14 protein-coding genes and 1 pseudogene are annotated in these 13,672 nt (G+C 41.2%); 4 read left to right on the forward strand and 11 right to left on the reverse strand.

What is annotated here, in order from left to right; genetic code table 11:
* Positions 1–309 precede the first annotated feature (309 nt).
* From RIB15_RS09540 to RIB15_RS09555, 4 genes are read right to left on the reverse strand one after another with little or no spacing between them, the layout of a single operon-like run.
* On the reverse strand, positions 310–1,539 hold the full coding sequence (locus tag RIB15_RS09540) for a hypothetical protein (RefSeq protein WP_350201918.1): 1,230 nt from the start codon (positions 1,537–1,539) through the stop codon (positions 310–312).
* Positions 1,536–2,219, reverse strand: coding sequence for an ABC transporter ATP-binding protein (locus tag RIB15_RS09545; protein ID WP_350201919.1), 684 nt, complete (start codon positions 2,217–2,219; stop codon positions 1,536–1,538). Before RIB15_RS09545 ends, RIB15_RS09540 begins: the two co-directional genes overlap by 4 nt.
* A gap of 7 nt (positions 2,220–2,226) precedes the next feature.
* Complete coding sequence (locus tag RIB15_RS09550) at positions 2,227–3,450, reverse strand: ABC transporter permease (protein WP_350201920.1); 1,224 nt, start codon at positions 3,448–3,450, stop codon at positions 2,227–2,229.
* 1 nt (position 3,451) lies between these two features.
* A complete protein-coding gene (locus tag RIB15_RS09555) occupies positions 3,452–4,675 on the reverse strand; it encodes an ABC transporter permease (RefSeq protein WP_350201921.1) in 1,224 nt (407 codons plus the stop codon).
* Positions 4,676–4,797: 122 nt separating this feature from the next.
* On the opposite strand from RIB15_RS09555, the pseudogene RIB15_RS09560 reads away from it, so the two are divergent.
* Positions 4,798–5,152, forward strand: a pseudogene (locus RIB15_RS09560) (four helix bundle protein).
* 88 nt (positions 5,153–5,240) lie between these two features.
* Here the strand turns inward: RIB15_RS09560 and RIB15_RS09565 are convergent.
* From RIB15_RS09565 to hisG, 6 genes are all read right to left on the reverse strand, one after another.
* Positions 5,241–5,993, reverse strand: a complete 753-nt coding sequence (locus RIB15_RS09565; protein WP_350201922.1) for an outer membrane lipoprotein-sorting protein — start codon at positions 5,991–5,993, stop codon at positions 5,241–5,243.
* 111 nt (positions 5,994–6,104) lie between these two features.
* Positions 6,105–6,716, reverse strand: a complete 612-nt coding sequence (hisH, locus tag RIB15_RS09570) for an imidazole glycerol phosphate synthase subunit HisH (RefSeq protein WP_350201923.1) — start codon at positions 6,714–6,716, stop codon at positions 6,105–6,107.
* 6 nt (positions 6,717–6,722) lie between these two features.
* Positions 6,723–7,607, reverse strand: coding sequence for an imidazoleglycerol-phosphate dehydratase HisB (hisB, locus tag RIB15_RS09575; RefSeq protein ID WP_350201924.1), 885 nt, complete (start codon positions 7,605–7,607; stop codon positions 6,723–6,725).
* A 52-nt stretch (positions 7,608–7,659) separates the two neighbouring features.
* Positions 7,660–8,715 (reverse strand): histidinol-phosphate transaminase, encoded by a 1,056-nt coding sequence (gene hisC / locus RIB15_RS09580; RefSeq protein ID WP_350201925.1) that lies wholly within the window; start codon positions 8,713–8,715, stop codon positions 7,660–7,662.
* A gap of 48 nt (positions 8,716–8,763) precedes the next feature.
* Positions 8,764–10,050, reverse strand: a complete 1,287-nt coding sequence (gene hisD, locus RIB15_RS09585; protein ID WP_350201926.1) for a histidinol dehydrogenase — start codon at positions 10,048–10,050, stop codon at positions 8,764–8,766.
* Positions 10,051–10,112: 62 nt separating this feature from the next.
* On the reverse strand, positions 10,113–10,994 hold the full coding sequence (gene hisG, locus RIB15_RS09590) for an ATP phosphoribosyltransferase (protein ID WP_350201927.1): 882 nt from the start codon (positions 10,992–10,994) through the stop codon (positions 10,113–10,115).
* Between the two features lie 302 nt (positions 10,995–11,296).
* Between hisG and RIB15_RS09595 the strand changes: the two genes are divergently transcribed.
* From RIB15_RS09595 to RIB15_RS09605, 3 genes are all read left to right on the forward strand, one after another.
* Positions 11,297–11,752: a DUF4174 domain-containing protein gene (locus RIB15_RS09595; protein WP_350201928.1), complete on the forward strand. Its 456-nt coding sequence runs from the start codon at positions 11,297–11,299 to the stop codon at positions 11,750–11,752.
* A 183-nt stretch (positions 11,753–11,935) separates the two neighbouring features.
* Positions 11,936–12,352, forward strand: coding sequence for an OsmC family protein (locus RIB15_RS09600; RefSeq protein ID WP_350201929.1), 417 nt, complete (start codon positions 11,936–11,938; stop codon positions 12,350–12,352).
* 161 nt (positions 12,353–12,513) lie between these two features.
* Positions 12,514–12,684: a YegP family protein gene (locus tag RIB15_RS09605; RefSeq protein WP_020404701.1), complete on the forward strand. Its 171-nt coding sequence runs from the start codon at positions 12,514–12,516 to the stop codon at positions 12,682–12,684.
* A gap of 66 nt (positions 12,685–12,750) precedes the next feature.
* Here RIB15_RS09605 and RIB15_RS09610 read toward each other — a convergent pair whose 3' ends face one another.
* On the reverse strand, positions 12,751–13,650 hold the full coding sequence (locus RIB15_RS09610) for a M20/M25/M40 family metallo-hydrolase (protein ID WP_350201930.1): 900 nt from the start codon (positions 13,648–13,650) through the stop codon (positions 12,751–12,753).
* Positions 13,651–13,672: the final 22 nt, after the last annotated feature.

Here is a 13,672-nt window from a genome sequence, read left to right on the forward strand (position 1 = left end):
AATTTTTGAAGCGAGTTTCGGTTCTATATACTATATGAACCTTGATTCGGGATAGCATCAGATAGCAATAGCTTAATTTCCTTCCCAAAAGTCATCCCTGCGCAGGCAGGGATCTGGTTATTGTTATAATGCCAAATATTGATGCTTAAAAAGGAATAAGATTCCGGGCATACGCCGCGGAATGACTACTGAACGCATTGATACGACTACTCTTATTCGAACTCACGTTATTTTACTTAAAGCGTTCCTCTCTTTGTTTGCATGGAGAGGACAGGTGAGGGTCTTTTAACTAAGGACAAGCAACCTTAATCAATACGACCATTTTAGTCTGAAGAAAAACACATTGGGAGTTTCCACAGAATTGGAAAAAACCTTTCCTTTCAGGAGTTGGGAAACCAGAAGCAGGTCAAGGTTTTCATCCAGGGAATAACTCACCTGAGGAAAAAGGATTAGCATTTTTTGGGTGAAGCTCCCCATGACTCCAAGATTTACATTCAGCAGAGGATTTACCGGATAGGAACCATTTAAGAGATAGCCGGTTTCCGATATGAAGAGATTATCCGCTCGGGGCGGTTGAGTTAACGTAGCCAGCGAAGCATTCCGGTTTTGATATCCTCCGTTATATAAAAACTCAGCCTGGGCATAAATTGAGTTATCAAACATGTAATCAAAACCAAAGGTAGTTGTTAAACTTCCCGTTTCGCTGAAGAAGTTTTCTTCGGGATGAAAGTACGTGGCTTCCCCCTTAAATCCGGCATCTTTAAGATATCCGGCCCATCCCAGTCCTAAAGCAACTTTATCTTCATAATGCCCAACAATTACCTGCAGATCGTACGTGTTATAGTTGATCCGATACATTCCGGCAATCACCATTTCATCGAAGGAATCTGCCAGCTTAACCCCCATTTCGATGCTGGAAGCGAAGTCCAGGTTGTATACAGCGGAAACGGCATCCACCCCCGGACGTTCCTCATAATCGAAATCCAAAAATGCATAATTATTGAAAAGATCATTCGGATTCCACGCTGTGGTCTTACCCCAGTTTATCCGGTGTCGGCCAACATATAACTCAAGTGGGCCATTAAAGTAGCTGAGATGAAGCCGATCTATCTGGGAATGCAGGAGCGCATTATCTGAATCAATCCACACCCACGACAAATCCATAAGATTTGGATCATTTTCATAGAACTGTGCAAGCCCCGAAGCATTTTGAACCGTATATCCATTCAGCAATCGAGTCCGTAAATCTGCATTCAGCTCCAGGTTATCTGAAAACGACCATTCGGTTTCAAAACGATGATGCAGGATATTATCGTAGCGAAGTTCTGAAAAATCATTACTTGCCGAAAACTGTCCAAGCTCTTTCACATACCCGCTGATATCTACAATTTCACTCAGCTGGGCTTTAATGGTTATTGGAATGAATAGAATTAGTATCAAACAAACCAAACTATTGGCTACTCTTCGACCTCCTCTGTCTCCTCCTTCGCAAGGTGGAGAACTCTTTGAAACCACACCTTTTTGATTCAAATAACTCATCGTTGTTCATCAGAGTCTATTTTACCGTCTACTAAGGTAACCACTCTGCGTGCCCGGTCAATTACCCGTTGATCGTGGGTTGAAAAGACAAAGGTCATCTCTTCCCGCTCGTTCAGTTCCAGCATCATATCCAAAAGTTCGGCCGTTGAAACTGAATCCAGGTTAGCCGTCGGTTCATCGGCAAGTACAAAATCAGGTTTGGAAGCCAATGCTCTAGCTACCGCCACCCGCTGCTGTTGCCCTCCCGAAAGCTCGGAAGGACGTTTATCAATCTTATCTTCCAGTCCTACTTCTTTCAAAAGTGCTATACTTTTCTCACGACACTCCGCTGAAGGCCTGCCCTGCATTTGCATTACAAACGACACGTTTTCGATGGCTGTCAAAACCGGAATCAGGTTATAGGCCTGGAATACAAATCCGATGTGATTCAACCTGAATTTAATCAAGTCGCTGTCAGACAATGTGGTTAAATCTGTACCCTTAATAAATGCTTTACCTTCGGTCGGTTCATCAAGTCCACCAATAATATTCAGCAAGGTGGTTTTACCGGAACCGGAAGGTCCTACGATGGCTGTAAATTCTCCTTTCTCAATCGTTAAATCTACACCATTCAATGCATGAACCGGTACTTTATCCGGGTTGTACACTTTCGTTACGTTTTGAGTAGTTATGACTGGCATAGTTTTCTTAGTTGAATTTTCTGATAGCCTGAACCGGGTTTAATTTTAGTGTTCTGATTGCCGGATAAATGGCTGAAAGAAGTGCTGCAATAGCAATCATAAGAGTGATGTTCATGTAATAGGCAAACGAGAGCTCCGGATAGATAATCGTGCTAAAGCCATACTCACCTAAACCTTCTGAAAAAGCACTCAAATCAATTCCGGAGTGCGCAAAATAGGTAATGGTGAGCCAGCTAAGGAGTAGCCCGATCGGAGTTCCTGCCATTGTAAGGAAGAAAGTTTCGAACATAATCATGCTGAATGTCCGACCCTTATCCATTCCAATAGCACGCAACATTCCAAGCTCCCTGGTTCGCTCTAATACTGCCATCAGCATGGTATTTATGATGCTGAAAATCAGCCCAATGGTTATGATAATCATCACCATATAAAGCGACACATCCATCATGTCAAAAATATAGCGCAGCTCAGGAGAGATATCTCTCCATGTCTTGACTTCTACTTCCGGAAACTGCCGGCGTATTCGCTGAGCATAAATATCAGCCCGGGATAAATTGTCTGTATCAATCCGGATATTATGAATAGCATCTTCGCTTCCTATTAGCTGATTTAGATCATCCCTGAGTACAAATACGGTACTTTCATCATATTGATTGCTGAAGGAATCGAAAATTCCGGCAACACGGAATGCACCACCTGTTATTTCTCCATCTACGTCCTGAAAGCTCAGCACCATTCTCGATCTCATTTCAATACCCAGACGTTCAGCCAGTTTCTGACCAATCACAATTGGATTTCTTCGGTCTGTGGAAAAGAAATCACCCTGAGTCATATATTTTTTTACAGCAAGTAATGTATCTGATTTCGGATCTACCCCGTTTACCGTCACGCCAAAACTGTTCCGCGTACTTTGAGCCAATCCGGTAACTACACTTTTGGCTGAAATATCTTTGACATAGGGCTCAGATTGAAGGGTTTTGATAATACCTTCTGCATTTTTGACCTGGTATTTTGGATTGTAGAGATCATCAAATTGGGGATGCATAACCTGAATATGCCCAACCGATAATTCGATCTGATTATTCAAAGAGTCCTGTACCATACCATTGAAAAATCCTGCAGAAAATACCCCCGCCCATGTTCCAAGGAGAACGGCCACAATCACTACTCCACTGCGTGTAGGATTTCGCCACACATTTTTCCAGCCAAGCTTGATGATGTTAAATATCATATCAGGTCCTCAAAGCTTGTACGGGATTCAAACGACTTGCTTTCAGTAACGGCATCACACAAAAAATGAGAGTGATGATAAACACTATGATAGCCTGTGAATAAAATATATCAGGGTCTGTTGCAAATTGAATCACCGGCTCCATTCCATATCCTTCCATCACTTCCGTCATATTATCCGGAAGCTGAATAGGGTTTATGTTGAAATACCATGCTACAGGAATGGATATCAAAATTCCTGTGGTTGCGCCAAGCAGGGTTACAATAAACATTTCTATAGCCAGAATGAGAAAAATGGTGGATCGGGGCGTGCCTACCGAAAGCATGACTCCAAATTCATAGGTGCGCTCACTGATCATCATCAACACGGTACCCAGTATTCCAAACCCAACAACGATGTATAGGATAAACATCAGAATAAACCCACTGCCACGGTCTGCTTCAATGCTTTGCATTAATTCGGGCATCATTTCCTGCCAGCCCATTACCTTATAATCTTCGGCGGATAATTGAGCTTTTAAATTTTGAACTGTTTTTTCCACCTCATCTGCATCAGTAAGTGTCAGTGTTAGAGCAGTAAGTCGATTATAGGAAGCAAAAAAGTTTTGTGCAGTTTCCAGAGGAATCATCACCATATTTTTATTCATTTCAGAACTTGGGAAACCCACCGATCCTTTGATTTCATACAGGCCGGTTGCACTCTGCCCCCTGAAACCCTGACCAATCAGCACCAAACTATCTCCAACCTGAACATCCAGCCGTAGCATCATCTCTTTGCCAAGCAAAACGGCCTGTTCAGTATTTGAATCAAAATATTCACCTGTTTGAAGTCGGTTCCCGGGGTTACTCAGATACTTCTCTTTCAGCACATCAATCCCCAACACCATAGCCGGACGGCTTTGGTTTTCACCGGCAGCCAGGGCAAACGACTGTAGTCTCGGAATGATGTGTTTGACCGTTTCTGTTTTTTCAAGATTTCCTATCAGTGAGTCTGCAACCACCAAGGTATTATCCAGTGTTTTTTCATCCCAGTAGCCGGTATGTTGAATCTGAATATAGCCGGTAAAGGTACCCACCGTATTCTCGATCATATCATCATATTGCCCTTCCTGCATAGCGCGCATAACCGAGGACAACAGTACAGCCACCACAATGGACAGGATCGTAATGAAAGTCCGGCGACGGTTCCGCCAGATATTTCTCCAGGCTAATCTTATTTGTAGCATATCAGTTTTCAATGATCAGTGAACAGTGGTCCTTTTTACTTTCTTCAACAGCAAAAAAATTTGTAAGGACTTTATTCGATATTGCTCTTACGCAGTATAAAGTATAACTAAGTAATAGTCTTATGACGGACAACAACCTATATGAAAAAGCATATACATTTGCTGTCAGAATAGTAAAAGCATACCAGTTTCTAAGCTCTGAGAAAAAAGAATTCGTCATTTCAAAACAACTTCTAAAAAAGCGGAACCAGCATCGGTGCAAATATTGCCGAAGCAAATGGCGGGATTTCCAAAGCTGATTTTTCCGCAAAACTATCCATATCATACAAAGAATGTTTGGAAACCAAATATTGGCTTTCCCTTCTTAAAGACACCCATTTTATTGATGGAAAGATATATGACAGCATGTATAATGACGCAGATGAATTGGCTAAAATTTTATTTTCTATCCTTAAAAAAACACGTATTAATCAATAATTAGTTAAGAGTTATAAGGAAACAGTGGGCAGTAACAACTCAAACTTATTGAAAACTATATACTGATCACTGTTGAACTGACGCCTGTTTACTGTATTCGTTTCATGTTTTGGATACTGAAAAAGCGTTCTGAGACATCAATATTAAATTCCAGGCTTTGATAAGTAACCACTGTTTTGTTGCCCTCTTCTTCCACTGGTATCATCTCTAATTTCGTTGGGATTAATCGTCCTCCCATTTCTTTTACCTCCGAACCGCTCATAATTCGCACCAGGTAATCATCTTCATCATAAAACTCAGATCTTAACTGCAGATACTGCTCTTTGGAAATGTAAGTATGAACTTTTGCCCAAACGATGGGAGCAGTTGGCTTCGGGATCATTTCAATTCGATAGCATTCATAGCCATTGATGGTAGTATCCTGCAACAATGTATGTGAGTAGTCGGTAACGATGGAAGACTCACGAACCAAATCGTTATTAGAAAAATCAGATCCCATCCAGGATTGGCTCATCATTGAAGGCGGCATCTTAATGGTCCGGTTTACATCCGGCAACCAGTTCCAAATTTCATTTTCTCTCATCAGAAAAGCAGTGCCTTCATCCCTTGCAGGTGCAGTTATTAAAATAAGGCTGTAGTCTTCCCCTTTGCTCCAGCTTTTGAAGGAAACACTGCGTTCCCAATTCGGGCGAACAATCTGCATGGTCATCTCTGCTTTTGAGCTTTCACCCTGCATTTTTTCGTTAGCTCGTTCAATAATCTGAGTGGCATCCTGAGCCTGCAGGCATTCACAAAAACAGAATGCTGCCAATACTAAGAGTGATAATGATTTATGAATCATAAATCTCCTGATTTTCCTCCTATTTAATCAAAAGCAGGAACAAAATAAACTATATACAGGAGATTAAGATCTGATGAAGGGAAAGGAAATTGTACAGGATTTACCTGTTGCCTAAACCTGAACTTTCTCAGGCGAGTATACCAGGTCTAGGAAATTCTGCAGAATCATGGAGCCCACACTTCCGGATTTTTCAGGATGAAACTGAACCCCGATGAAATTATCCTTGGCAACAATAGCAGAAAAGTCGTTTATATAATTACAGGTTGCCAGCGTATAATCACCAACCGGGGCGTAGTAGCTATGCACGAAATACAAATAGTGCTTGTCAATCAGGTTTTTAAGGATAGCATGCCTTTCGGTGTCGTGAAGCTTGTTCCAGCCCATATGAGGAACTTTGGCCTGGGTTTCATCGAATTTCTTAAGCGAGCCCGGTATGATTCCAAGCCCTGCGGTATCTCCTTCAGAAGAAGACTCAAACAAAAGCTGCATTCCCACGCAAATACCCAAAACAGGTTTTTTGGTATTTTTAAGCCATTCATCAACCCCTTTTTCTTCAAGAGATTTCATAGCTGAACCCGCATGACCAACACCCGGAAATACCACTGCTTTTGCCCTTTCAAGTTCCTCAGGGGTTTCCGCAAAGAAGAATTCCGCACCCAGTCTGTTTAAGGCATTTGCAACAGAAGCAGTGTTCCCAGCTTTATACTTGATGATTCCTATCATAAATATCTACAACGTCCCTTTCGAACTCGGGATCAGATTTTTGATGCGCCCGTTCTGCTCTATAGCCATCTTTAAAGCCCGGGCAAGACCTTTAAAGCAGGCTTCTATTTTATGGTGATCATTTTCACCTGCAAAGCTAACATGAATAGTTGCCTTCAAGTTCATTGCCAGGCTATAAAAAAAATGCTGAATCATTTCGGTGGGCATATCTCCTACATACTCTCTCTTAAACTCTCCTTCAAACACCAGATAAGGCCTGCCTGATAGGTCTAAAGCCACTGTAGCCTGGGCTTCATCCATCGGCAGAACAAAGCCATATCGTTCAATCCCCTTCTTGTTACCCAAAGCTTTTGTAATCACTTCACCCAATGCGATAGCCACGTCCTCTATGGTGTGATGTTCATCCACTTCCAGATCACCCTTACATTTCAGTGTTAAGTCGATTAAGCCATGTCGGGCAATCTGATCAAGCATATGATCAAAGAACTTCAATCCGGTTGTGATATCTGCTTTCCCAATTCCATCCAGATTTATATCTATGCTGATGTTCGTTTCATTTGTTTTTCGCTGGATAGATGCTTTACGGGCTTCCTGAGTAATAAATTTAACAATCGGCTCCCAGGTATCAGATACAAGAAGCTGGTCTTCATCTTTTAGCAGTTTCAGCTTTCCGTCTTCGGCATCTACATTGAAATCCGCTTCCCTCTCAGTCTTAAAAGGCACTTGCTCTTGTGCCAGTAACCGTGCTTGCTCTTTCGAAATAGCATTCGGTTCAATCAATAAATCATGACCTGCTTCACTTATTTTTTTCAGAGATGTAATGGAGTTTTCTCTGAAGCTAAATGTTCCTTCATGGTGGGTGAGAGCTTTTTTTGAAAAAGATATTAGCATGGCGTCATTTTTATCTGTGTCTGAATTAATCCGAAAATAAGGTTTGTGTGTTCTAAACTATCTTTTCTAAGGCCTTAAAAAACCGATCATTTTCTGATTGGGTACCAATCGTTAGGCGCAAACAATCTTCACAATGCGGTTCATTCCCCCTATAGCGAATAATAACCCCTTCTTCTGCGATTTTTTTATAGATGTCCACGGCATTTTGAATTTTAAAAAGCACAAAATTGGCATCTGTTGGGTAAACATATTCCACAGCGTCATAAGTAATCAGCTTGTCAATCACCCGCTGCCTTTCTTCTAAAATAGAATTAATATTCTTGATGATGTTTTCCATATTTGAGAACGCCTGAATTGCTGTTCTCGATGTTAGCTTATTGACATTATATGGAGCCTTCACTTTCATCATATATGAAATTACTTCCGGATTGGCCATTGCTATTCCAAGACGGATACCGGCCAGCCCAAACGATTTTGACAATGTTTGAAGCACTACGAGGTTAGAAAAATCAGCCAGGTTATTGGCAAGACTCCCCTGACGGCTAAAATCGATGTAAGCTTCATCAACAACTACCATTCCCTCAAACCCTTCCAGCACTTTAACCACATCAGATATATTCATGCTATTTGCCGTTGGATTGTTGGGAGAGCAAATAAATATAATTTTAGTATTGGGTTGAACCGCTGCCAAAATCTTTTCTGGCTGAAGCTGAAACCCCTCGGTCAGTAATACTTCATCCACAGCTACATCATTGATGTTGGCCGAGACTTTGTACATCCCATACGTGGGAGGATTGATAATAACCCGATCTTTGCCAGGATTACAGAAAATCCGGAACAGAAGGTCAATGGCTTCGTCACTCCCAACACCAACAAAGACGTTTTCCCTGTTTACCTTTCGAAAAGCAGCGATATGTTCACGCAGCTCTTCCTGATAAGGCATTGGATAACGGTTCAGTTCGAAGTTATCCTCAAAAGGCGCGCCAAAACTATTCTCATTGGCATCCAATAAAATTCCTTTATCAAAATCATCTCTCGCGCTTCGATAAGGCTTGAGATTCCTGATGTTATCGCGGACTAAGCCGTCTATGTTTATTTGTTTGTTCATATTCTTTTGTAGTCTTCCCTGGCATTTCTGCGAAGAATGACATTTTAATTATTCTAAATCTTTTAGCCTGATACTCACGGCATTTTTATGAGCCTGAAGCTTTTCAAGCTCTGCAAGTTTTTCTACTGTTGGTCCAAGATTTCGTAATCCTTCTTCGCTGAGCGCCTGCATGGTTACTGATTTCTGGAAAGCAGCCAGGTTCACGCCACTGTACATCCGGGCATACCCATAGGTAGGCAGTGTATGATTAGTACCGGATGCATAATCGCCCACGCTCTCTGGAGTCAGTTGTCCTAAAAATACGGAACCCGCATTGATAACCTTATCAACCTGATCTTCGGCATTTTCAATATTCACAATTAAATGTTCCGGAGCATATTGGTTTGAAAAATCAAATGCTTCCTTCAAGCCTTCCACTTCCAATATGAAACTATTGTCCAGAGCTTTTTCAGCTATTTCTTTTCTTGGAAGCTCATTCAGCTGTGCGGCTAACTCCTGTTCCAATGTATCTATATCAAAACCTGAAACAGCCACTAATACCACCTGACTGTCTGTACCATGCTCAGCCTGTGAAAGTAAATCTGCTGCCACATAAGCCGGATTTGCCTGTCCATCTGCAATTACCAAAACCTCAGAAGGGCCGGCCGGCATATCAATACTAATCTGTGCCTCAGAATTTTGAAGGATCATTTTTGCAGCCGTCACATACTGATTACCCGGCCCAAAAATCTTATCGACCTTGGGCACTGATTTTGTACCCATTGCCATTGCCGCTACAGCTTGTGCCCCCCCTGCTTTTAGTATGATATCAACCCCGGCTTTTTGGGCTATGTAAATGATTTCCGGAGCAACGCTTCCATCTTTACGCGGAGGCGTGGCCAGAACTTTGGTTGTACAACCGGCAATCATAGCCGGAATGGTTAGCATCATGGCTGTTGATGGTAGAACCGCTGTTCCTCCGGGCACATAAAACCCAACCCTTTCAATAGGCCGTGCTACTTTCATACATCGAACCCCCGGCATGGTTTCCACTTCAACAGGAAAAGGAATCTGCGCTTTGTGAAACCTGAAAATATTATCAAATGCCGTATCTATTGCATCTTTAACCGTTTTTGAAATGGTGATTTGCTGTTCCATTGGATTGAAGCAAACGTCATCCAAATTTACACCATCAAATTGCTTTGTGTATTTTTTGAGAGCTTGATCTCCTTCCTTTTCAACTGCATCTAGAATGGGCTGAACCGTTTGAAAGATAGAGGTGAAATCAATCTTTGGGCGCCTGGTCAGCGATTGGATTCTTTCTTTTGATAAATCTGAATGCGTATAAGTCTTCATAAAATTTCAATAATCAAATTCCAATGACCAAATTGGTTCCTGGAATCTGTGATTTGTGGCCTTTATAAAATCATGCTTTCAATTGGCAGCATCACAATATCTGATGCCCCGGCTTCTTTAAGTTCTTCCATCACCGTCCAAAATTTTTCAAGGGGAATCACTGTATGTATGGCAACCATATCATTTTCCGCTAACGGCATTACCGTCGGACTTTTCATCGATGGAATAATCTCCTTAATCTTTTCAACATCCGCTGTAGATGCATTCATCATAATGTAGCGGCTTTTAGCAGCTTTTTGATATCCATCCATACGAACCAAGAATCGCTCAATAAGCTCTTTCTTACCTGGCGAAAGTTCTTTATTAGTTCGGATAAGCTGTGTTTGTGAATGAAGAATCGTATCCAGCTCTACCAGTCCGTTTGCTTTCAGCGTGCCACCACTGGAAACCAGATCAACGATGGCATCAGCGACTTTAAGCTGGGGAGCAATTTCTACCGCTCCCGAAATTTCAACAATCTGAATATTAATGCCTCGTTCTTCAAAAAACTGGCGGGTTAGATTAGGATAGCTTGTTGCTACTTTTTTCCCTTCAAAATCCTGGGCTGTCTGAATATCTCCATCTTTAGGAGCTGCTAGAGACAGCCGGCACTTTCCATATTGAAGGTCTCTTATCGGAGTTACATCTGCTCCGGTTTCCCGGGTTTCGTTGGCTCCTACAAAGCCCAGATCACACACACCATCCTGCACATATTCTGGGATATCATCGTCGCGAAGCAATAAAAGCTCCACGTCAAAATTGCGGGTTTTAACAATCAGGTTCCGTTTGTAGTTATCAAACTCAATACCAATGCCCTCCAATAAGTCAATGGTTTTATCAGTCAAACGACCGCTTTTTTGAATTGCAATACGTAAAGAGGTTGAAGAATCTTTTGTTCTGTTCATGAAATCAGTAAGTAATAAGAATTAGAAAAAATAGGTAGAAAATGGTCAGAAAAGGTGCAATTAATGCACATGAATATGATGATGTCCGCGATGAGCATGATGGACATCTCCAGAAAGATGATGGATATGTAGTAATAGTTCTTTCATTGGTTCAAATATAGGCAAAGCTTTCTCACCCGGTCAACTGTTTTATTCATTTTTATAATTTGGTGACTAAACTGCACAGGCTCCTTAATTCGTTCACTTTAAGACGTAAACTTTTTATATGTATGTGGTGTTAAACCTGTAAAAAAGGAATCACTATGTACCATTCTGTCTATTTTTTAATGCTTATTTTATTCTCTTTGGGAATCACCAATATACACGCTCAGGATTTTGAGAATTTTGATCTCAATGACTATAAATGGGAAAACAGAATTTTAATCGTCTTTTCTCCCAATACATTTAACGCTGATTACCAAAACCAGAGTAATGAGCTACAGAAAGCAGAATCGGGTGTAAAGGAAAGAGACCTTGAAGTGTTCTATGCATTAAAGCAAAGCAGTGCCTCAGCCAAGGGGCAGATATTACCTGAAGCTGTAACTCAAAATTTAAGAGCTCAGTTTAATGTCTCCCCGTCCGACTTCACTACCATTCTGATTGGTAAAGATGGAACGGAGAAACTAAGATCAGACGAGTCCCTTTCAACTAAAAAACTGTTTGAGGAAATTGATTCCATGCCCATGCGCAAGCTGGAGATGAAGAATGATGGTGGTTAACTAGATTGCTTCATCATGATTTAACATATTTGCTTATTCTAAATTTCCGTTTTTTCGAACCGTGATTATTACGATGTCCCGGATTTTTAGTAATCATGCCCCCCCTCAATCCAGCCAATCGTGGTTCAAATCCCGTGATTTCTTTACCTTCCCTCAAAATATATTTCACAAATTTAATCCTTTATGCAAATTGATGTAACCTGGTTGGGTAAAGACTTCCATATGGAAGCCGAGAATGATACAAATGGCAAAATCCGAATTGACGGTAAAAATAACATTGGTGGCCTCGAAGGTGGACTAAGCCCCATGCAGTTATTACTCGCAGGAATTGGAGGGTGCAGCGCCATCGATGTCATTTCCATTCTTGAAAAGCAAAAGCAAAAACTTACCGATCTGAAAGTAGAAGTAGATGGGGATCGCCAAAAACTGGATGCTGGTTACTCTGAGTATAAAACCATCCACCTGCATTTTATTATGTCAGGAGAACTGGATCCCAAGAAGGTACAGCGTGCCTTAGACCTATCCATTACCAAATATTGTTCGGTTTCTAAGGCACTGGAGAAAGGCTCAGAAATCAGTTACGACTACGAAATCCGGTAATTCAAAATGAAAAATTTAAGATTAAAAATTACTTTTGACTTCAAGTAATTTTTAATTCTTCATTTTGAATTTTTCACTCCTAAACCGTCCAGAATTGCTTAGAAGCAGCATTTTGGCTATACTAAGAGATAGTTAATTACCAATAAATCAGATACTTACCTATGGCTAAATGCGAGTTATACCAAGACGTTAAAGGCGAATGGAGATGGAGAAGAGTCTCTAAAAGTGGAGACATTGAAGCCTTTTCAAGTCAAGGTTTTGAAAAAGAAGAAGACGCCCGCAAAGATGGTAAAGATTGCAACGAATGCACCAGTTACCTGCGGAAGTTTTAGAAATTGCTTTTATAAGGAATTTAAGCCTCGCCGAATGGTGAGGCTTTTTTTATTCTCTGTAGTTTATCAGAGCTCATCAAAGGCTAAAATTGCATTTAAAATAGTTCGTACTGAGTTTTTGTAGAATTCCTGAGGGATAGTTTCAAACTCATCCGTATGCTGGTGATAGTGCTCATGGTCTTCTACTCCAAAATAAATAAACCTCTTACCTTTTGAATGGAAAGCAGCATGATCTGAAGCATTCGTCCAATCGTCATACCCCTGATCGGGGCGGTCGTGACCAAAAAGCAGCTTCACCTCTCCTGTTTCAATACTCTCTAATACTGTTTTTAATTCAGGATGGTGGTACGTGCCGCTGGCATACAATTCATTTTTATCACTTTGACTGATCATATCCAGGTTGATATTCATCACTACCTTTTCCATAAACACTGAATCCTCTACAAAAGCACGGGCTCCCTGTAAGCCCATCTCTTCGGCATCAAAAGCTGCAAAAACCAAGGTGTGGTTGGGTTGAACCTGATGGAAATAATCAATGTAGGCAAGTAAAGCTGCCGTTCCTGAAGCATCGTCATCGGCTCCATTATAAATCAGGCTATCACGCACACCAAGATGATCGTAATGAGCCGTTATGACTATCACTGAATCGGATTTACCTTGAACTTGACCGATCACATTTACTCCGGTTTGTTCTTCTCCACTTCTGTTGGTAAAAGTGAATTCATGCTCATAAGAACCCTGAAAAGGTTTTGCTCCTTCATCCTCAAATCGTTGCAACAGGTATTCTCTGGCTTTACGATTACCTTCTGTTCCTGCCCTTCTACCTTCCATCTCATCAGAAGAGATCACCCTGAGATCTTCGATCAGTTGTTCGGTGTTCAGGCTTGCTTGTTTTTGTTGAGCCGTACAACCTAAAGCAAATACAAATAGAACGGCTAATAAAAGAGGTGATTTTTTGGTGTACATTCTGTGAATTGAAAAGATTTAG

Source organism: Gracilimonas sp., assembly GCF_040218225.1.
Classification (GTDB): domain Bacteria; phylum Bacteroidota; class Rhodothermia; order Balneolales; family Balneolaceae; genus Gracilimonas.

Coding starts and splice junctions, on each gene's coding strand:
- RIB15_RS09540 (WP_350201918.1), bottom strand. CDS start 1,539: ATGAGTTATTTGAATCAAAAAGGTGTGGTTTCAAAGAGTTCTCCACCT.
- RIB15_RS09555 (WP_350201921.1), bottom strand. CDS start 4,675: ATGCTACAAATAAGATTAGCCTGGAGAAATATCTGGCGGAACCGTCGC.
- RIB15_RS09610 (WP_350201930.1), bottom strand. CDS start 13,650: ATGTACACCAAAAAATCACCTCTTTTATTAGCCGTTCTATTTGTATTT.
- RIB15_RS09600 (WP_350201929.1), top strand. CDS start 11,936: ATGCAAATTGATGTAACCTGGTTGGGTAAAGACTTCCATATGGAAGCC.
- RIB15_RS09605 (WP_020404701.1), top strand. CDS start 12,514: ATGGCTAAATGCGAGTTATACCAAGACGTTAAAGGCGAATGGAGATGG.
- RIB15_RS09565 (WP_350201922.1), bottom strand. CDS start 5,993: ATGATTCATAAATCATTATCACTCTTAGTATTGGCAGCATTCTGTTTT.
- RIB15_RS09595 (WP_350201928.1), top strand. CDS start 11,297: ATGTACCATTCTGTCTATTTTTTAATGCTTATTTTATTCTCTTTGGGA.
- hisG (WP_350201927.1), bottom strand. CDS start 10,994: ATGAACAGAACAAAAGATTCTTCAACCTCTTTACGTATTGCAATTCAA.
- hisC (WP_350201925.1), bottom strand. CDS start 8,715: ATGAACAAACAAATAAACATAGACGGCTTAGTCCGCGATAACATCAGG.
- RIB15_RS09545 (WP_350201919.1), bottom strand. CDS start 2,219: ATGCCAGTCATAACTACTCAAAACGTAACGAAAGTGTACAACCCGGAT.
- hisB (WP_350201924.1), bottom strand. CDS start 7,607: ATGCTAATATCTTTTTCAAAAAAAGCTCTCACCCACCATGAAGGAACA.
- hisH (WP_350201923.1), bottom strand. CDS start 6,716: ATGATAGGAATCATCAAGTATAAAGCTGGGAACACTGCTTCTGTTGCA.
- hisD (WP_350201926.1), bottom strand. CDS start 10,050: ATGAAGACTTATACGCATTCAGATTTATCAAAAGAAAGAATCCAATCG.
- RIB15_RS09550 (WP_350201920.1), bottom strand. CDS start 3,450: ATGATATTTAACATCATCAAGCTTGGCTGGAAAAATGTGTGGCGAAAT.